Origin of the sequence: Eubacterium ventriosum (assembly GCF_025150745.1) — a bacterium.
GTDB classification, from domain to species: domain Bacteria; phylum Bacillota; class Clostridia; order Lachnospirales; family Lachnospiraceae; genus Eubacterium_G; species Eubacterium_G ventriosum.
In genome coordinates, this window is the sequence record NZ_CP102282.1 from 2,002,573 (window position 1) to 2,024,408 (window position 21,836).

Consider the following 21,836-nt stretch of genomic DNA (forward strand, 5'->3'; position numbering starts at 1 on the left):
TGTGGCTCCTTTTCAAAATTCACAGTACTGTTTACAATTTACTCTGGTTTTGTCCAAGCTTTTTATTTAGGTAGCTTAAATGAACTTTTAAGTGAAACAATTCTGTTAAATACAGGTTTCTCTTTTGTATAATCTTTTAAGTCTGCACAGAAGTATCCCTGTCTTACAAACTGGAATTTGTCTTCCGGCTTAACATCTGCAATATTTGGCTCTACATAGCAGTCTTTTAATACAGTTAATGAATTAGGATTTAAGTTAAGTGTTCCATCTTCATTTAACTTGCCTTTTTCTTCATCAACAATATTTTCATATAATCTGACTTCTGACTTAACACCATGTCTTGCTGATACCCAATGGATTGTTCCCTTAACTTTACGTCCTGTAAAGCCACTTCCACTTCTTGTTTCAGGATCATAAGTACAATGAATCTCTGTAACATTTCCATTTTCGTCTTTCTTATAATCTACACATTTAACAAAATATGCATTCATAAGTCTTACTTCGTTACCAGGGAATAATCTAAAGTATTTCTTTGGTGGTTCTTCCATAAAATCTTCTCTATCAATGTAAATCTCCTTACAGAAAGGAACCTTTCTTGTTCCAAGTTCAGGACATTCTACATTGTTAACCACATCAAACCATTCAACCTGATCTTCAGGATAGTTGTCAATTATAACCTTAATTGGATCAAGAACAGCCATAAGTCTTGGTTTCTTAGCCTTCAAGTCTTCTCTAATACAATATTCAAGCATTGCATAGTCAACTGAACTCTGGCTCTTTGAAATTCCACATAAGTCAACAAACATCTTAATTGACTCAGGAGTAAATCCACGTCTTCTCAATGCTGCAATAGAAACAAGTCTTGGGTCATCCCATCCGTCAACTATTCCGTCTTCAACTAATTTCTTAATATATCTTTTTCCTGTAACAACATTTGTTACATATAACTTAGCAAACTCAATCTGTCTAGGTGGATTAGGATATTCCAATTCTCTAACTACCCAGTCATACAAAGGTCTATGATCTTCAAACTCTAATGTACAAATAGAATGTGTTACCCCCTCAATAGCATCTTCTATTGGATGAGCAAAATCGTACATTGGATAGATGCACCATTTATCTCCTGTTTTATGATGTGTCATATGAGCAACTCTATAGATAATTGGATCTCTCATGTTAATGTTAGGTGATGTCATATCAATCTTAGCTCTTAATACTTTTTCACCGTCTTTATAAACACCCTTTTTCATGTTATCAAATAACTCTAAGTTCTCTTCTACAGATCTGTTTCTGTATGGACTATCCTTACCCGGCTCAGTTAATGTACCACGGTATTCTCTGATTTCTTCAGGAGAAAGGTCACAAACATATGCTTTACCTTTCTTAATTAACTTAATAGCTGCTTCATACATCTGCTCAAAATAATTTGAAGCAAAGAATAATCTGTCTTCCCAATCAGCACCAAGCCACTTAATATCTTTTAAAATTGATTCCACGAACTCTTCCTTCTCTTTAGTAGGATTAGTATCATCAAATCTCATATTAAACTTTCCATTGTACTTCTTTGCTAAACCATAGTTTAAAAGAATAGATTTAGCATGTCCTATATGAAGATAACCGTTAGGCTCTGGTGGAAATCTAGTCTGCACATGGTCAAATCTTCCTTCCTCTAAATCTTTATCAATTATTAATTCTATAAAATTTTTTGATTCAATCTTTTCGTTTTCTAATTCCATTTTAGCCTCCGGGTTAATTATATTTTTTCACAATTATTGAATTATACAATAAATATGCTGTTTTTTCAATATGTTTGCCTGAAATAATAATGTAATGCAAAAAGAAGCTTTACCCAAAGCCAAACTCACTTTAAAGTAAAACCTCTTTTATTAACTTTTAATTCTCTTTAATTTTAACTTTATACGAATATTACATCTTATAAAAGTTTATCTTTTAACTACTAATTTATTTTTCTACTAAAACTTCCATATATCTTACACCCCAGGCAAGAGCTTCACTATGTGAACTGAAATAAAGGTCAATTCTGTTTCCTCTAATTGCTCCACCTCTGTCTTCAACTGTGTAAGTGTTTCCATTGAACTTCAACTTTGTTCCAAAAGGAAATCTTGAAGTGTCAGCAGCAATTGTTCTGCCTGCTGTTGCTCTTGTTCCTGATGCCGTAATACCTGTTGTCTTCCCACAGCATGCTGCACATGAGCAATAACCTGTTATTTTAAAAGTTCCAAGACTTTTATATTTTGATTTAGATTTTGAAGAAGATTTCTTCTTAGACTTCTTCTTTTTAGATTTCTTTCCGTCTTTCTTAGACTTTTTATTGTTTGCATCCTTATTATTGGATTTGTTTTCATTCTCAAGTTTGTTTGTTTCTTCTGAAGTTTCATTCGCATCATCTTCAGATGCTTTCAAAATAAATGCTGAACCTCCAATTGTTTCTTTTACAATCTCTGTATTAACCTGATCATTATCAAGACCTTTAAGTTTAAGAGAATTAGTAGTATCTTCTGATTGTAAGATTGGTATCACATTTGCTGATTTAAGTACCGGTGTCTGACTAGCTTCTGCTACAGTTTCCACTACCATACTGTCATTCTTCTCAACTGACGTTACAACAGGTGTAATTGTCATTGATGTGATTAGACAAACAGCCTCAGCAATGAGTCTTATTTTTCTCATATCTATACTCCTTTTCTTTCCACTTTTGTGGCTTGCGAGTATAAATATACACCAACTGTTACAGAATGTCAAGAGAATGTTACAAATATGTTACATTCATATGTCTTATGCAATATTTTTTTAACCTTTTTGTCGATTTTCTATCCAAATAATTTTTCAAGAATAACATCTAAAACATATTCATGACCACATATTACAATAGTATCTTCATTAACAAGTAAAAAAGCAGTTCTTCTAAGGTTAAATGCTACACCAAGTCTTACTCCACCTTTCATTTCAGCGCTTCGCAAAACTTTATTAATCTCATATTTTGACATATGTGGAACACTCATATCCTCTTCTCTTTTAAACTGTATCATAGGATATCCTCCCTGATATCCACATATTACTAAATCTTTTAATTTATATCTTTTACTCCAGTATTTTAATTTTTCTTCCATAAATTCTCCAATCTTTCATTTTTAATCGCTTTTATGTAAATATATTACAAAAGCCCCACTTTTTCAAATGGAGCTTTAAAAATATCAAAATATAATCTGAATAAAATACTATTTAATGTGTTTCTGAATAAAATTAACAACTAACTTTCTTGTTTCTTCCAAAGCATTTGCTGTTTCAAATTTTCTTTCAGGATGCCACTGCAATGCCAAAACTTTCATCTCATCAGAACCGAAAGCTTCAATTGTCTGATTTTCCCTGTCAATTGCAAGTGGTTTAAAACAAGATGCCAGCCCATCTATCGGAATAACATCTTTATGGAAATTATTAACCCATATTGTTCTGTCTTCTTCAACAAGATAAACCTCATGGTCTACTGAACGTGGTCTCTCAACCTTTAATTCAGGATGATACAATAATTTTCCTCCAAACAAAACATTCATATACTGCATTCCCCTACAGGTTGCAATAATAGGAATACCTTCCCCAATACAATGTTTTATAAGTTTTTCTTCCATTACATCTCTGTATGGCTGTAGTTCTTCATTATGAGGTCTGTCATAATATTTCACAGGAAGAGCACCTCCACCGGCTACAATTAATAAATCACACTGACGTTCAAATAGCTTGCCGACGTTTTTAACGTGGTTAGAAGCAGGCTGTGGAATAAAACCAAGTAGCTCATAGAACCTTATATATGCTGCTTCCAATACATCTGTAGGATCTCCATACTGATTTACACCTTCACGCTGGGTAATAAGTGCTCTTAAATCCTCACATTGTAAACCTTCTTTAATTATACCGTTAGCACAATCAAGTTCCATATAGTTGATTTTTGACGCATAATCGTAAATCTTCTCACCACATCCAATTGCTGCGGGAATTTCAAATTCAGCGCAACGTATTGCCATGTGTGATGCCACACCGCCATACTTTGTAATAAAGCCTTTGATTCCCTTTGTAAAAATCCATTCATATCCCGGATCAGCTTTAGGAATCATAACAATCTTGTCCATAAGGTCTTCATCTGTTTCAAGTTCAAGATTAACAACTTCACCTTCAACCTTTTTAGAGGTAATAAAGTTAGGACGTGCCTCATTAACAGGAATAACAGAAACACTTGTAATATCAAGAATAACATCAGGCAAAATAGCATTTAAATATTTATCATAATGCTTTTTATTATTAACAATAATAGCATTTAACTTTTTACCCATTTGTTCATTGTTCAAGTAAAAACATTCTTTAAAATCATAAGCTGAAATCCATGATAAATCTTTTCTGTCAATGTCAAGGAGTTTCCCTAACATCTGTATTAAATCAAGTACTAAACTTAGTGACTTAGTAAATTCAAACTTAAAGAATTCTCTGCCTTCAATTGAAGTTCTTAAAAACAGATTAAAATCTTTAGGTGTAACATCTAAACCTATTGATTTTAAAGCTTCTTCAAGTTTTTCGCTGTTAAGTCCTTCAAATTCTTCTTTAACTTTTTGAACTTTATTATGACCTACTGCCGGTCTGAAAACCATCTGGTTATAACTATCTGTTCTAATATCATAAGTGCCGCTTCTTAAATGTCCGTATTTATTGTTAAATTCATTTCGGCTCATTTTCCCAACTGAGAACTTCTGATAATCCTGTTCAAACTTAGAAGATACAGTTGCAATAGATTTCATAAACTGATCTATTTCATTCTTTGTAAACCATCCTGAATCAACTAATGAACTGCAAAAAGCTCTTGCAATAAATGCCATTCTTGCCTGTCTTGTAAACTGAGGTGTTCCATAAATTCTAATATCTTCCAAAAGTTCCAGAATATCTTCAACTATCTTGTTAACATCCTCTGATTCCATATCGTTTTCAACAATGTGTTTACGGGTTTTTTCTAAGTGTTTAATGTCTTCATTATCACTTTCTGAAATCTGTTTATGATTCTTAATGTTTGTTACCGTAAGTTCTTTTAATGACTCTAAAATCTGCTGTCTTTCTTCTTTTGAAAAACCGTTATCCAGCAATTCTTTTGTTCTGTTTTCAGTGTTAAAATCAAAGTTTGAATAAACAATTTCAAACTCAATTTTATCATGTGCCGTTGTATCCTTTTTCAGCTTCTTCTTATAGAATTCCACAAGTTTTGTGGCAAGTTTTTCGTCTATCTTTGAAGGTGTTAATGAATAAAAAGAATAATCAAGACTAATATATGGCTTAATTCCTATCTGATACATTAACTCATCATTAAGCTGTCTATATCCCATCGGAACAAGTCCCTGGTTCCAAGCTTCTGAAGTAATAATATATCTGTACAATGAATAGTCCAAAGTACGGGGACTTGTACCTATAATCTCAGAAGGATTCCAAAAAGCCATATCGGAAAACATCATATTTTTACCATCAATTACGCTTTTTATATCTTTATATTCACATTTTAAATCTTCTATTTTTCCATAAAAATTCTTAATAGTTCCCTGAACATTCTTAATATTCGAGAAATTGGCAACCAAAGGTCTTGCCTGAAAAATGATAACTTCATTATTCTTATTTACCGCAAACTCAATATCAAGGGGAATCTTAAAAATATTCTCAATTTCATCTATTGCAACAATAAGATTTCTCCACTGCTCTTCAAGCTGTGAAAGTTCAATATTTCTGGCAATCCATAATGTCTTTCCACCCCTACCACTTGTTACTAAATCTGTGGAACCGGTGTCATCATAATTAATAAGATAATATGGTCTTTGTCCCTGAATATCATAGGTAAACAAAACACCACAATATGCCACGTCAACTGCCTGGTGCTGTATTAAAACCTGCTGTTCTGATATATCATCCATATCAGAAAAATAAGATTCCAACACAATATCAATAGCGCTTATTATATTTGAAGTATCAGATGAATCCACATCCAATACACTTGTATAATGGCCTGCATTAGATTTTTTCAGACAGTCTTCATTGGTTGATGAACTTCTGATAACTATCTTTTCGCCTTTGAAAGTCTTACTGATTTCGTTTGCCATCTCGCTTTTATTCATACGATAATCCCGGGCAATAATAATTAGCATAGGCTCAACTTTAGCCTTAGTAATTCTTTCTTCCAAAACTTTAAGTGTATTAGCTTTAGTTGAAATCAATTTGATTTCTTCTTTATCACTAAAATCGTCAAAGTTTTCAATGTAATCCTTATTCATATTTTTCCTCCTGCGCTATGTTTCTAGCAAAACATAAATCTTAAGATTAAATCTATAGTACCTTTATAAATCAAATATTATAAAAAGGGGGGCTAATATTTGATTACAAAAACAACTTTTATTATTCAGTTGTTGTTTTAACTTTTATTTTTTTGTTATTCTGAATCTTCTGTAATAACTTCTTTGCTTCATTTACAGAATTTTCATCAGGATCCATTACATATGCTCTTGAATTTGGAACTGAATATGTTACATCTGATCTTCCTGTTCCTGTAACACTTGTAGAAACAACTTTCCAATTAGGTGTTTCATTAAGCTGATATTTTACAAGAGCCTTAATGTCTTTCTTAGGCATATTAGTTTGGAAACTCTTGCTTATATTTGCAAAAATCTCATCATAATTGTTAAGTAACGCTGATGACTGGGCTTTCTTAATAACTGCCTCAATAACTTTCATCTGATCACGTCCTCTTTGTTTATCGCCCTCTGCAAACGCATGTCTTTCTCTTGCAAACCACAATGCCTGAATACCACTTAAATTACTGTTTAATCCTTCACTATAGCTATATCCATGTGTTGAGAAAGAATAATCTGACACAACATCAATGCCTCCAAGAGCATCAATAATATCTACAAAGCCTGTAAAGTTTAATCGAATAAAATAATCCAGCTTAATATCATAAAGCATTTCAAGAGTATCCATTGAGACATTTATTCCATAATTTCCTGCATGAGTAAGTTTGTCCTTTACTCCATTAGAAATGGATAATGGCACATAATAATCTCTAGGTGTCGAAAGTAACAATACCTGATGTGTAACAGGATTAATTGACATTATAATATTAACATCACTTCTACTCTTTGCTGTTACATCCCCTTCTGTGTCTATACCGCTAATATACACATTAAAGCATTCTTTTGTAACATTCTTATCTCCACCATATTCCTTTACGGCAGTTTTTACATTTACTACATAAATACATTTAATCTTGTTGGTAAAGTTTTTATAAATTCCATTATTCTTACCATCATTTGTATCATCGCCTGCATTTTCAATAAGATCTAACATTGCCTGATTAAAAATAAATGCAGTTTTTTCAGTATTCAAAAGTTCATCTGCCATTTTAAGTAAATCGTCATATTCATTGGCAATAAGCTTATTGTTAGCTTTTGCGAGAACGTTTTTTAATACTGAATCTGTTTCGTCTTTTGCATAAGATAGGTTATATCCTAAATTATAATTTTCAATATCCTTTAGTTCTTCTGCCTCATCACTCTTTAGAATATATACACCATATTCCTCAGTTGAAAGTTTAGAGTTTTCTACCACATCATCTATGGTCTGATCTGCCTTGTTTAAAACATTTTTAATATCCTTATCATAAACCACTCCCAAAATTGAAGTTGCAAATAACACTATTGCCATTAATATAGATATAACCATAGAAATAATTGATGTTTTCTTTCCCTTTCTTATTAGAAAAGGAATAATAGTTATTGCCACAAGAACAACTTCTAAGATTATAAAATATTTAGCAGGTACATAATCTAATATTAGTTTATTTTTGTATGATACAAGTCTGAAAAGCACTACCTCAAATACTGCAAGTGCAATTACCTGTAAAATATTAAAAATTAACGCTATTTTTTTGATTTTATTTTTTTCCATATTTTCCTCCATTTTTTTTTTGCAAAATTTCTTCTGATTTTCTGCCTTATCTTTCGCAAAAATAATAACATCTACAAGTATATCATTTCTCTTAAAAAATAAAAAGAAGTAAGTCACAATTTCTTCTGCAATGCATATTTTATTGTAAGAGGAGGCGATTATGAAAAATATAGCTGTATTATCCGGTGACAAAAGACAAATATATGCAAATTCCTACTTAAATAATAATGGATTTTGTTCCTATATAAAAAACAATTTTGATTTTAATGAAGATGCTTACATTTTATGTGGCACTCCTTTTTCCAAAGATAGTTTGTATTTAAACTGTGATTTATATTCCAGTTTTCCAATAAGCACTTTTATTGCTTTATTAAAGCCGGGGCAAACAGTTTTTGCCGGAAATATTTCAAACGATGTAACAACTTCTCTTAAAAAGAAAAATATTAACTATTTTGATTTTCTTAAAGATGAAAAAGTTGTCTGGTCCAACGCAATGCTAACGGCTGAAGGATTAATTAGCAATATAATAAATAATACCCCTTTTGCACTTGATACAGCTAAAGCTTTGATTATAGGTTTTGGCAGGTGTGGCATAAACACTGCACTTAAATTAAAGGCGTTAAACGTGTGTGTAACTATTTATGACCACACTCCAATTCATTTATGCCAGGCCTCTTCTTACGGATTAAATACTTCCACTTTTGATAATCTGATTGAATGTATTAGTGACTTTGACATAATAATTAACACTGTTCCTTGTGAAGTTTTGACTGAGAATCTTTTAAGCTTAGTAAAAAAAGACTGTGTTCTTTTTGAAGTTGCTTCAAAACCTTATGGAATAAACAATGAACTTGTTAAAAAATATAGATTATCCCTTGTTACATGCCCCGGACTTCCCGGGAAAACTGCTCCTAAAAGTGCCGGGGAATTAATTGCAAAAAGTATTATTTCTTATTTAGAAAGGACTGGGGAAAATGGCACACAACTTTAAGGATAAAAACATTGGCGTAGGCATTACAGGTTCATACTGTACCTACAAAAAAGTTTTTGAAGAATTAAGACGGCTTGCCGATACACAGGCTAATCTGTTTACTATTTTTTCAGACAACGCCTCTTCTACTGACAGCCGTTTTGGTAAATGTAAAGATTTTCTGAAACTTGCTGAAGAAATAAGTGGAAAACCGCCTATAACCACAATTCCCGATGCAGAACCTATAGGTCCAAAATCTATGCTAGACCTTCTTATTATTGCACCGTGTACAGGAAATACCCTGTCTAAACTCGCCAATGGCATTTCTGACACTCCTGTGCTTATGGCTGCCAAGGCTCATTTAAGAAACAACCGACCTTTGGTTATTTTTTTAAGTACCAATGATGCATTAGGTATGAATTTGAAAAATATCGGTATTCTACTTAATACCAAAAATATATTTTTTGTTCCTTTCGGTCAGGATAATTATTTATCCAAACCTAATTCAATGATTGCTCATGTGGACTTAATTGAAGATACAATTGAAAAGGCCCTTGGGGGCAGACAGATTCAACCGGTAATTAAAAGTCCACACGTAACAATATTGTGATTTTTTATAAGTATTCTTACAAATATTATTTACCCTAATTAAATTGTAGAATGGAGTTTTTTATGTGCGGAATTGCAGGTTTTTTTCAGACTAAATATAACATTTCAAACGAACAGACTTACTATTTTCTCAAAAACAAACTAGAAAAAATGAAAAATGCCATAAAACACAGGGGGCCTGATGATGACGATATTTATCTTTCAGGTTTTCTTAACAACAATGGGTTCTCTGATAAAACAGAGTTTCCAAATAATATTATTGGTGGTTTTGTAGGTTTTGCCCATTCAAGGCTTTCAATCCGTGACATTAAAGGCGGACATCAGCCAATGACACGGGCTTACAAAAATCACAAAGCTACAATTGTTTATAATGGCGAAATATACAATACTGATTATTTACGTAAAATGTTATCTTCTTTTAATATTAGTTTTGAAACAACCGGTGACACAGAAATAATCCTATACTGCTATTTAGTTTTTGGAACAGATATTTTCAAGGAATTAAATGGTATTTTCTCCTTTGTAATCTATGACAATGACACAGCGATTGTTGTTAGAGATCACATTGGAGTAAAACCATTGTTCTACTACCATAATAATAGGGAATTCGTTTTTTCATCTGAGCCTAAAGGAATTTTCGCTTATGGTATTAAACCTATGATAAATTCCGATAGTTGGTGTGAAATAATCGGGTTAGGTCCTGCTCATACTCTTGGAAACGGAGTTTTTAAAGATATTAAGGAAGTTCTGCCGGGACATTATCTAACTGTAACAACTGACTACCATCATAATGTTAAAGTTAAAGATTTATGTTATTGGAAACTTAAAGCAAAGCCACATATTGACGACTATAATACTACTGTAGATAAATGCAGCTACCTCATAACTGACAGCATACAAAAGCAAATGGTTTCAGATATTCCTATTTGTACTTTTTTATCAGGTGGATTAGATTCAAGTCTTGTTTCTGCCATTGTGCAGGATAACCTTCCTGATAAGAATTTAAATACTTACTCTTTTGACTTTGTAGACAATGATATTAATTTTAAGTCTAATGCTTTTCAAATTTCAAGGGATAAACCTTTCGTGGATATTATGGTTAACCACATAAATAGTAAACATAAATATTTAGAATGCAATAATTCTAATCAAATTGATTGTCTTTTTAAAGCAGTTGATGCAAGAGATATTCCAAATATGGCTGATGTTGAATCATCCATGCTTTATTTCTGTAATCTTGTTTCTAAAGAATGCCGTGTAACTTTAACCGGAGAATGTGCCGATGAAATATTCGGTGGCTATCCGTGGTTTCACAGGAAAGAAATGTATATGCAAAACACATTTCCATGGTCTTACGATTTAAGCCCTAGAATTGTTTTGTTTAAAGATGATTTCATTAATTCACTGCCATTAAAAGAATATGTAGATGACGCTTATAAGACTTCAATTAACCAATGCCCTCATACAGACGGCGAAACCATAACTGAATACAACCATAGAAAGATTTCCTGGTTAAACATCCGTTGGTTTATGATGACTCTTTTAAATAGGATGGACAGATGCAGTATGTATTCAGGACTTGAAGCAAGAGTTCCTTTCGCAGATTACCGCATACTGGAATATGTTTTTAATGTTCCATGGGAATACAAATGTTATAATAATCAGGTAAAAAGTCTTCTTGTTGAATGTGGAAAAAAATATCTTCCACCTGAAATTCTTTACCGAAAAAAAAGCCCATATCCTAAAACCTATGATCCGACTTACGAAAAACTTCTCGGAACTATGGTTATTGAAGAATATAAATCTAATAATAAATTACAGAAATATATTGATTACAACAAACTAATTAAATTTATAAACAGTCCAAAAGACTATGGAAAGCCATGGTATGGCCAGCTAATGGCTGGTCCACAAATGCTTGCATATGTGCTACAAATCAGTTATATGTTACGTAAATACAATCTTTAAAATAAGAGGCTTTAGCACTACTGACATAACAATCCTTTTGTTATCATAATTAGTGATAAAGCCTCTTATTTTTTAATTATTTTAAAACATAATTTTCCAATCGACTGGTTTTATTTATTTGTTCTGAAATTGCTTTATTTACGTTGTCCACTTCTTCCTTAAAGTTAGACGCCGACATTCTAAGTGCCCCATGTCCCATTATTATGAGCTGTTCTAAAGCATCTGACGTTGCAACTGTAACCTGAAACTTATTGGCAAGTTTGTGAGTTGTTTTTGCTATATACATATCTGCTGTTTCAGCCTCTTTAGTATATACTACATAGATATTATGATATTTCGAAACAGTTTCTGCATGTTTTTTTACATTATAAGCATCAAAAACAACAATAACTGTATTACCTTTATACCCCTGATAATTACACATTATATCTAAAAGTCTGTCTCTTGCTCCATCAATGTTTGTTTTTGCAATTTCCTTTAATTCATCCCATGCAAAAACAATATTATAACCATCTACTAAAAGACACTGAGGTAAGACTTTTTTATGTGTGGCTTTTTGTTTATTTTCACTATACTGTCTTACTTTTTTCTCAGTATACTTCTTTCTTTTTATTGGTCCGAATGTTTTTTCAAAGATTTCTTCTAATTCCTTATCTGTTGCATAGGAATCTCTGTATGTATTGCTTGCGCTTCTTATTACAGGTACATTTTCAATATCATACATTTCACCATTTTTAGAATCTGTTTTCACATGCATATATTGTTCAACCTGATCCCACGGAACAACAAATCCTGCACCATGCGAACAAAAAACCGAACCTGTAGGATTTGCAATATCTGCCTCACTGTCATAGGCTTTTTCAGCTATTATTTCCTCACTGTTGTGGCACGGGCCATATCCTTTGTAATCAAGAGACAATGTCCCGGTTCCATGAGTATATTCATTAACAGTATTAATGTAATCCCCAATTGTTGCAGCAGGTGCAAAGCCTGTTATTACACTCATTTCTCCTTCTGTTTCAGGCTGATTAATATTGCCACTCATTTGATCAATGTCTGTCATTGCCCTGCCTATATTTTCTGAAGGAATTTTCAAAGTAAAATTATAATACGGTTCAAGCAATACTGACTCTGCCTTCTTTAATCCCTGCCTTATAGCTCTATATGTAGCCTCTCTAAAATCTCCACCTTCCGTATGCTTAAGATGAGCCTTTCCTGCTACAAGAGTAAAATGAATGTCTGTTATAGGCGAACCTGTTAAAACACCTTTATGTTCCTTCTCTGCCAAATGTGTCATAATAAGTCTCTGCCAGTTACGACTTAAAAGACTTTCATTTAAATTAGATTCAAATGTAATTCCACTTCCAAGCTGTCCCGGTTCCATTAATAAATGAACTTCCGCATAATGTTTAAGCGGCTCAAAATGTCCTACACCTTCCACTATGTTATTTATAGTTTCTTTGTACAAAATAGAGCCTGTTCCAAACTCAACATCCATATTGAAACGTTCTTTTATAATATGTTTTAGCACCTGAATCTGAATAGGCCCCATAACGTTGGCTATTATTTCTTTAGTTTCTTCATTCCATTTTAAACTTAAAGTAGGATCCTCTTCTTCTAACTCTTTTAACATTTTATAAGCCTGATTAATATTTACATTTTCAGGTATAATAATCTGGTATGAAAGTACAGGCTGAAGATTGGGACTCTCAGACTGCATTTCAAAGCCAAGTCCCTGTCCCGGATATGTATTATTAAGACCTGAAATTGCACAGATACATCCGGCATCTGCCTCACTAATACTCTTAAACTTTTCTCCTGAATAAACTCTTATGTCATTAATCTTTTCAGACCACTGATTTCCATCTGTAATTCCACTAAGTATATCCTTAACTTTTATGAAGCCACCTGTTATTTTCATATAAGTTAATCTTATGCCGTTTTCTTTAACTATCTTAAAAACCTTTGCCCCGAATTCTTCATGATAAACAGGTTCAAAAGAATATCTGTTAATTCCATCAAGTAACTTATCAATACCTTCATTCTTTAATGCTGAACCAAAATAACATGGGAAAAGCTTTCTTTCATAAACTAAGTCAGCAATAGTTTCATCTGAAATTTCGCCTGATTCCATATACATTTCAAGTACATCCTCGTCACAAACTGCAATGGCTTCCATATCTTTTTCTTCCACTGAAAGATCAATCACACCATCCCCAAATTTGTTCCTTATATTGGTTAAGGCAAACTCCTTGTTAGTTCCCGGCATATCCATCTTATTTACAAAAATAAATGTTGGAATATTATACTTATTTAATAATTTCCATAACGTTTCAGTATGCCCCTGAACACCTTCACTTCCGCTTACAACCAAAACCGCGTAATCCAAAACCTGTAAAGTTCTTTCCATTTCAGCAGAAAAGTCCACATGTCCCGGTGTATCTAATAATGTGATTTTTGTGTCTGCATATTCAAGTTCAGCCTGTTTAGAAAAAATAGTTATTCCTCTTTGTTTTTCTAAATCAAAGTTGTCTAAAAAAGCATCTTTATGGTCCACACGGCCTAACTTTCTTATTTTTCCTGTTGCATATAAAAAAGCTTCCGATAAAGTAGTTTTACCACTATCAACGTGTGCTAAAATTCCTAAAGTGATTTTTTTCATATTTATATATATCCTCTGTTCTATTTATATCTAAGTTTTTTAATTTGATTTTTTGTCTGTATTTCCCAAATTATGATTACAAAGTATTTTTCCCACCTTTGTGCAAGCGCAAGTGGTTAGGATTTTGGAACACTGTAATCATATTTTACTGTAATATTCTAACTGTTTCAAGAATATATTAATTCGTCGGTCGCGTAAATTTGTTGTCGGAAAATACATGATAGAGAATTCCCCATGTTTGTATCGAAGTACTAGAACACTATCTATGATAATCCAACTGACATTTATTGTCAAAAATATCTTTTTGTTCTGCTTGGCTGTATTTTATCTGACTTGCTGACGCAGTCAAGGACACAGCCTCCGGTGCAAAGCATCCTTGACTGCGTCAACAAGTCAGATATACTTTAATCAAGCAGGAACAAGAAGATTTATATCCATCGATTTACGTATATACTTAATTGTTTTTTTGTTTTTAATCCTAATGTTGTATTCATTATCTCTTCATATTTTCCTGAGATTGTTTCTGCTTTTGTTCTCCTGTTAATTTCACTGCTTATTATGTCGCTTGCACTCATAATCAATTCTTCTGCTCCGGCAACCATAGGCAGTTCTGCTTTCTGACTTCTTACAAGTTCCAGCATACTGTTCTTGTTATAATGCCACTCTCTGAGTCTTGCCATTTTTGATGTACCCAGTCTGCTCCAACCCAGAGCAAGTGTACTCATTCGCGATGACAATACATGACTTACATGCCCTTCGGCACTGCATGCACACACGCCATTTCTTCTCCAAAGTCGTCTTTTGGCCGCTGTCCAGTTATTTTTGATATACTTTGCAGCTTCCTGAATTCTTTTGAGCTGACTCTCTGTTTTTGCGCATCCTTCTAATCTTTCTACTATTTCATCGAATTCTTTCTTTGTTCCATCTCTTATGATTTTGCATACTCCGACTCTTGCATCTTCTTTGCTGTCCAACATATGTGATGTCATTTTTAACACATATTTGCTTAGATGAAATTCATCCAATACATACTCTATGCTTCCGAGCTGGTTCATTCCCTCTTTAATCCATGCTCCACCATCTGAATTAATATAAATTTTCTTTATGCCTTCCATATCATATGCTGTATAAACATAGCGTCTTATCCTTGCCCAGAATTCTTTGTTTGATTCATCACATCCACTGCAAAAATATTTTGTGTTTATCAACTTATTTCGTTTGCTTCCCGGTGCTTCAGGCGCAACTCCCTCATACACATATACGAGTTTTGTTATTGCTCCATTCTTTTTTCTTCCATTTTCACTTACTTCCAGGTCGCCTTTTTTCTCTTGGAATTGCAGAGCGTAGTGGTCCTCATCTGCATCAATATAAAGATAATCCACTTTCTTTTTCTCCGGCTCTTCCGGTATTATTTCAGGAAATTTTGTTTTGTGAAGCATATCTTTTACCGCGGTTTTGCTTATACTGTCCGATTCGTTTACAGACTCACCTCCACGTCTATAAGAAGTCTGTACAGCTTCTTCGTATACTTTTACCATTGCATCTTCTGTAAGCCGTTGATTTTCTTCAAATCCCATTACCTTATCTAGAAGATAGCACATCTCAAACTTCCCATCTTCATTCTTTTCTTTTGATACATAAAGTGTTTTCATAAAAGATACAGTACCAAGAGTTGTAATTAAATCTTTCTCGCAATCTTTCTTCTCAACATGCCAGTTCATCTTTCTTTTTACACTGTTTTTTATTGCCATATCCATCTCTTCGAGAGTTTCTTTGATAATCTCTACTCCGAGTTTATTTAATGTTTCTTTTAGTTCTTCAATGTATTCAGCAAACTTGCTTGGATCTCTGTATAAATTTTCGGAAACTTTTAATAATTCATTGATGCAAACTTCGTTAAAATACTGTATAATTTCTTTCATAAGAGGATACCTTTCTTTTAAAGTTTTTTGTAGTAATTAATACTTTATCACAAAGTAAGGGGTTCCTCTTATTTTTTTGTTTTATTTTCCGACTAAAAATTTACGCTAGCCCAAAACTGCTTTTTTAAATTAGTAAAATCGGTTTTATTTTTATCATGTCCCACACTGTTTGTTCATTATCTACCTAACTCACAATATGCTTCCGCAAAGAAATATTCCTGTGAATTCAGCGGTTTGGCATCCGTTACTTTTTTATGATATTCTCCATTATAATCCATAACTCTCGCTTTTACATTATCATTTAACATAATTTGCCTGATGTGCTCTAACAGTCAAAACTGTGTTTAGTAATAAAACTCCCTCTTGTACTAATTTATATACCAATCTGTTGGTACTCATTTATAAACCGAATCATTTATAAACTAAATTATTTGTACTCATTTATCTGATAAACTATTTTTTCTCTTCCTTCTGCAAAATTTCATCAATAAAATTCCTGTCGTTATATACTTTTATGCCACCTGAAATATTAATGATTTCAAAATGATTTGACGTCATTTTTTCTCCATCAACATTAAAAGTACATAACTCATCAGTATCTATTATAATCTTATTTCCTGAAAATCTTGTAACGTACTCTGAATTTTCGTGTTTTCCTCTTAACAGTTTAATTAAAATTGGAATAATCTTAGGTTTAGGCAATTTTTCAACAAAATATATGTCAAACATACCATCTTCCAATAAAGCATGAGGTGCAATTCTAAAACCGCCACCATAATACTGTCCATTTCCAACTGCAAGAATTGTGCATGAATTTTCTACCTGAGTTTCTCCCATTGTTATTTTTAAGTCCTTAAACTTATATTTAAAATAAGAGTATACAAGACTTGCATTGTATCTTTGAGAAACCGGAATCCATTTTTTCTTTCTTATAAATGATATGTTATTTGCCACATCTGCATCCAGTCCAAGACACGCCACATTTATAAAAAATCTGTTATTGATTTTTCCTAAGTCAATATTCAGTATCCCATTTTGATACTGCTTTAGGGTTTTATCAAAATCATTTCCACTGCCTGTTGGAATATTTCCAAGAATCTTGTTTTCAGATTTTGCAATTCCGTTAAGCACTTCGTTTAAATTGCCGTCACCACCAACGGAAAAAACTACACATTCCTCATCAGGTATTTTTTTGCCAGATACTGTGCATCACCTGTTTTCTTTGTGTACATAAACCTGTCTTTTAAGACATGCCTCTCTTATATTCTTTTCTAATAATTGTTTGTTAATTTTTCCACTTATAGGATTAATTATAAAATAATACTCCATTTGTATCACTCTCTTCTGTAATTAACTATTTTTCTACCTATAACTATAAATAATATAATATTATACTTGTGACACTTTTTATATTACTTTTTTATTTTACACCAATTTCAATTATTTTTTTGAAACACAAAAATACCTCCAAAGCATACTCCGGTTATTTACCATTTCTACCTTGGAGGTATTATAATTGATTTTTATTTTATATTTTATTTAACTGTAACTTTCACTTGTTTATATACACCATTCTGTGCATAAACATAAACTGAACATGTGCCTTTCTTCTTTGCTGTAATTATACCTTTCTTAGATACAACAGCCACATCCTGATTATCTGATTCGAAGGCAACCTTTCTATGTTTCTTTAATTTAACCTTCTTTGATTCAGCAATCTGTTTAACTTTTAACTTAAACTTCTTACCCTGCTTTAAGTTAACCTTTGACTTGTTCACTTTAAGCTTCTTACAGTTACCTACTTTTCCACCCTTTGTTGCCACATGAATTAACTTGGATATTGCTACCACTTCGCCCTTTTCATTTAATGCAACAACCATGTACTTATAATAAGTACCTTTCTTTAGCTTCTTATTAGTAAATGTCTTTCTGTGAACAGTTGCAATCTTCTTATATGAAGTTCCACATTTTGCACCATATATAACATATGTCTTAGCAACCTGTATTTTCTTCCATGTAAGACTGATAGCTTTCTTCTTGCTCTTCTTAACCTTTACACAAAGTTTTCCGAAAGTAGATCCTGCTAAATCCTTATCATTCCTGCAGTTAAGTATTTCGCTGTCAACCTTACCTGCATTGCTTCCTTCTCCAATTGCTACTGTTGAAGTTTCACTCTGTGTTGTAGGCGCCATTGTTGTCGGTGCCTCTGTTGTAGGTGCTACCGTTGTTGGTACCTCTGTTGTAGGCGCTACTGTCGTTGGTGTCACTGTTGTTGGTGCTACCGTTGTTGGTGCTACCGTTGTAGGTGCTACTGTTGTTGTTGGTGCCACTATTGTGGTAGGTGCTACCGTTGTTGTCACATCATCCTTAAAGCTATATGTAATTGATGTTGCTTCTGATTCCTTACCATTTTTAACAGATTTTACTGATATTGTATAATCCTTTTTTCCATCCTTAAATACATCTGCTGTTAAATTAATAGCTGCTATATTTGATGTTGCTGCTAGTCTTCCATCAACATATACATTATAGCTGTCTATGTCACTTGTAGGTGCCTGCCATGCAAAGTAGTATGGAAGTGTTTCATTTCCTGCGTATGTTAATCCTATTGGAGCAGGAACTGCATCCTCATCAACTGTTGTTGTAGGAACTACCTTTGTTGTTGGTGCCACTGTGGTTGGCGCTACTGTTGTGGTTGGTGCCACTGTTGTAGTTGGTGCAACCGTCGTAGTAGGTGCCACTGTTGTGGTTGGCGCTACTGTTGTTGGTGCTACTGTTGTTGATGCTACTGTTGTTGGTTCTTCATATGCCTCTTCACTAAATAAGAAATAATCGATATTTCCAACATATGTCTTTCCGCTGTCAGGGGTAAATTTAAGATATACATTATGAACTCCTGCACTTATCTCTTTTTCCAAAGCAAACTGTTTTTCTACATATGTATCCCAACTGTCTTCAGCAGTTTCAGTCAGATACAATTCTCCAACAGGTGTCGTATCCAAACTATCTAAATACAATGATACTTTTCCTGTGGCAATCTTACCTCTTACAGAGTAATTCATTATAATACTCTTTGCGGTTTTGGTAAATCTTACACTATCATATCTTGCCCATTCACCATCATTGGTATTTCCTAGGTATGTATCATAATTAATTGTTCCATTAAAGTCATCTGTGCTCTCTGCTTCAATTTTTGAAAATGCATCTCTATATGCACTATCCGCAAGAACAGTTCCGTCAGGCACTATCCATTCTCCATTTACGGTTTCCATATGGAAAGTTTCCCATAAGCCACCTATCGTAGTTGAAGTTGAAAGAACCGCCTTGTCGCCACTTGGATCAACGCACAAATACTTTCCATTTGCAATTGACCTAATAGCAAACTGTTTATTTTTACTTGTATCTTCCGCGTATCTTTCTATAACAAATTTTTCTCCGTTATATATTGCGGAGGTGCTTGCTGTAAGATATGCTCCTTCACTTACCATACATATATATTTTCCTGATACTAATGATTTGAAAGAAACTGTTCCATCATCATTTTTAATTATTTTAAACTGTTCCCACTCATCTCTATTATCACTTGTTGCAACAATTGTTGTATCACTGCTTCCGTTTTTACACTTTGCATACTGATTTGATGCATCTGACTTTAGGAAAAAGTATCCCTGATCGTCCTTTGTTGCCTTAGTAAATTTAAAGTAATCAAAATTACATACATGTGATGTATCTGACTTAAACACTATGTATACGTTCTGCACTCCGGTAATGCGGGCTGTATCAATTGTAACTTCCTTCCAGTTCTGCCATGTTCCTGTATTTTCAATGCTTGCCTTTGCAATAAGTGGTCCTGTTGTGCTTCCAAGTCTAAATTCCAATGTTCCATTTGCATCTTCTTTTTCAGTACTTCTTGAATATTTAAATGTGAGTTTTGATGCACCTGTCTCACCAAAATCAATATTGTAGTAAGCAGCATAATTTCCGTTCTTTACACCACCAAGACTTCTGCCACCACTGGTTCCGCCGGAATTTTCCGAAATAAGCCCTTTACAATAATCTAAATCTTCTGCTTCAATATTTGAATAAGCATCCCTTTGTAAATTATTCGCATATGTCGGCATGTTCGCCATAAGTGAAATGGCGTTATAAGCCGCAAATGAATCCCATGTTGCGTCTTCAGATGCTTTTTTCTGCCATGAACATTGCATAATTCCTTTTGAATTACTATTCATCCATGCAACTCTTGCATTATCTTTAAAGAATGAAAGATACTCACCCTTATTAAAATCTACAATGAATTTTCTCATATACCTCATGAGAATTCCTCTCATACCTGAAAGGTCACCTGAATTTGTATTCTCTTCTTTTAAAATATTGTTATAGCATAAGTGTTTTACTGTATTTGCCATAACATTGCATGCATCATCATAATACTGCTGTGTTCCATACTTTTCATAAAGCATGATTGCTGCTCCAAGGAAAGTTCCCTGATTATAAGTAGAACGCCAGTTATTTCCTGCACTATCCCACACATGTCCTGCATCGTCACCTTCTCTTACATACAGTGAACTGTTTCTCCATGCGTCAAATACACTTTTAGCTTTTGTATAATAACTGTCATCGCCTGTGGCAATTGCCAGATAACATGCACCTACTGTTGCAGGTCCGTTAATACATGACGTTGTTCCATCGCCTCTACCATTTTCATGAGACCATCTAATCAGTCCGTCTGTTCTTCCTTCTGTTCCTCTTTTATACATAAAGTCCCAGTTTTTCTTGGCAATGTCTAAGTAACTCTGATCACCAAACAACAAATATGCTCTTACGGAATCAAGCACTGCCCAGGCTATATCATCATTAAAATCATTATTTGACCAATAATCTCCATTTCTTGCTATAAAATCCTTATATGTATTTTGAAACATATCCCTGTAAATTGGTTTTCCTGTTGTTTCATATCCATCAAGCATAGCCTCCATAACTTCTGCAATTCCCCAGAATCCACCACCCAGGCTGTCATATCCTGTTGTTGAATTTTTAACATAATACTTGTTCTTAAATGCTTCTAAAGCCTTGTCCGCCATTGCTTCAGTAAATGATAAATTCTCAGCATCACTCTTTTGTATTCTCCAAATCTGACGAGGCTCATAATCTACACTTTTTGCCTTTGTCCATAATCTGACCTGTGCGCCATCCTTATCTTTTTTGTCATCATCACTGATAATTTCAGCATATTCTTCTTCACCATTATCATTTTTTACAGCTGAAACAATATAGTAACATCCGGAATATGTTCCTGATGTAATTGGCACTAACTTCCATCTGTAATTATTGGAATTATCATTACCATTTAAGTCCATATTATCACCACTGTTTTTACCGGTTATTTTTATACTCTTACCCGATACTACATTGGTGATATTATAATAATCCCCTGTTTCCTTTAATGTCCATCTTGCCAAATCGCTCATTGCATCTGTGTTCCAAACCACACAATTTGCATAAAATGTCGAAAGGTCGGTCTGTGTTATTGCCTTACCATTATATGCCGATACAATTGTATAAGTTGCACCATTAGTTATCCCTGCAGTTGCAGCTTTTACTTCAACATTTTGACCAATATTCATACCGCCCCCCAACGTGCTAACCATAACTACTGTTAGCAAAATTGAAATAAATCTTTTTAGCATGTTTCCCTCCTATTTACACTCTTTTTTATAGG

General features: G+C 33.4%; 13 protein-coding genes. 3 read left to right on the forward strand and 10 right to left on the reverse strand.

Going from position 1 to position 21,836, the window contains the following annotated elements:
- Positions 1-62: 62 nt before the first annotated feature.
- The 5 genes from NQ558_RS09035 to NQ558_RS09055 form a co-directional block, all read right to left on the reverse strand.
- Positions 63-1,736, reverse strand: a complete 1,674-nt coding sequence (locus tag NQ558_RS09035) for a glutamine--tRNA ligase/YqeY domain fusion protein (protein ID WP_005358629.1) — start codon at positions 1,734-1,736, stop codon at positions 63-65.
- A 226-nt stretch (positions 1,737-1,962) separates the two neighbouring features.
- On the reverse strand, positions 1,963-2,691 hold the full coding sequence (locus NQ558_RS09040; protein WP_005358632.1) for a 3D domain-containing protein: 729 nt from the start codon (positions 2,689-2,691) through the stop codon (positions 1,963-1,965).
- Between the two features lie 140 nt (positions 2,692-2,831).
- Positions 2,832-3,131, reverse strand: a complete 300-nt coding sequence (locus NQ558_RS09045; protein ID WP_005358634.1) for a hypothetical protein — start codon at positions 3,129-3,131, stop codon at positions 2,832-2,834.
- Between the two features lie 108 nt (positions 3,132-3,239).
- Complete coding sequence (locus tag NQ558_RS09050) at positions 3,240-6,314, reverse strand: gamma-glutamyl-gamma-aminobutyrate hydrolase family protein (protein ID WP_050750923.1); 3,075 nt, start codon at positions 6,312-6,314, stop codon at positions 3,240-3,242.
- A 121-nt stretch (positions 6,315-6,435) separates the two neighbouring features.
- Positions 6,436-7,983, reverse strand: a complete 1,548-nt coding sequence (locus NQ558_RS09055; RefSeq protein WP_198006722.1) for an LCP family protein — start codon at positions 7,981-7,983, stop codon at positions 6,436-6,438.
- A gap of 160 nt (positions 7,984-8,143) precedes the next feature.
- Here NQ558_RS09055 and NQ558_RS09060 point away from each other — a divergent pair, with 160 nt between their 5' ends.
- From NQ558_RS09060 to asnB, 3 genes are read left to right on the forward strand one after another with little or no spacing between them, the layout of a single operon-like run.
- The gene (locus tag NQ558_RS09060) at positions 8,144-8,974 is read left to right on the forward strand and encodes an NAD(P)-dependent oxidoreductase (protein ID WP_005358640.1); all 831 of its coding nucleotides are present in this window, start codon (positions 8,144-8,146) and stop codon (positions 8,972-8,974) included.
- Complete coding sequence (locus NQ558_RS09065; RefSeq protein WP_005358642.1) at positions 8,958-9,563, forward strand: dipicolinate synthase subunit B; 606 nt, start codon at positions 8,958-8,960, stop codon at positions 9,561-9,563. Before NQ558_RS09060 ends, NQ558_RS09065 begins: the two co-directional genes overlap by 17 nt.
- Before the next feature lie 50 nt (positions 9,564-9,613).
- Complete coding sequence (gene asnB, locus NQ558_RS09070) at positions 9,614-11,530, forward strand: asparagine synthase (glutamine-hydrolyzing) (RefSeq protein WP_005358644.1); 1,917 nt, start codon at positions 9,614-9,616, stop codon at positions 11,528-11,530.
- Positions 11,531-11,606: 76 nt separating this feature from the next.
- Here asnB and NQ558_RS09075 read toward each other — a convergent pair whose 3' ends face one another.
- The 5 genes from NQ558_RS09075 to NQ558_RS09095 all read right to left on the reverse strand — a co-directional run bounded on the left by NQ558_RS09075 (position 11,607) and on the right by NQ558_RS09095 (position 21,804).
- On the reverse strand, positions 11,607-14,192 hold the full coding sequence (locus tag NQ558_RS09075) for a translation factor GTPase family protein (protein ID WP_005358645.1): 2,586 nt from the start codon (positions 14,190-14,192) through the stop codon (positions 11,607-11,609).
- Positions 14,193-14,620: 428 nt separating this feature from the next.
- Positions 14,621-16,114, reverse strand: coding sequence for an ISLre2 family transposase (locus tag NQ558_RS09080; RefSeq protein ID WP_005359497.1), 1,494 nt, complete (start codon positions 16,112-16,114; stop codon positions 14,621-14,623).
- A 176-nt stretch (positions 16,115-16,290) separates the two neighbouring features.
- Positions 16,291-16,422: a hypothetical protein gene (locus NQ558_RS09085; protein ID WP_005361622.1), complete on the reverse strand. Its 132-nt coding sequence runs from the start codon at positions 16,420-16,422 to the stop codon at positions 16,291-16,293.
- Between the two features lie 145 nt (positions 16,423-16,567).
- Entirely contained in the window at positions 16,568-17,302 is a 735-nt protein-coding gene (locus tag NQ558_RS09090; protein WP_084812555.1) for a diacylglycerol/lipid kinase family protein, read from the reverse strand.
- 347 nt (positions 17,303-17,649) lie between these two features.
- Positions 17,650-21,804 carry a glycoside hydrolase family 76 protein gene (locus tag NQ558_RS09095; protein WP_005361619.1) on the reverse strand — a complete coding sequence of 1,385 codons (4,155 nt, stop codon included), beginning with the start codon at positions 21,802-21,804 and terminating at the stop codon, positions 17,650-17,652.
- Positions 21,805-21,836 lie beyond the last annotated feature (32 nt).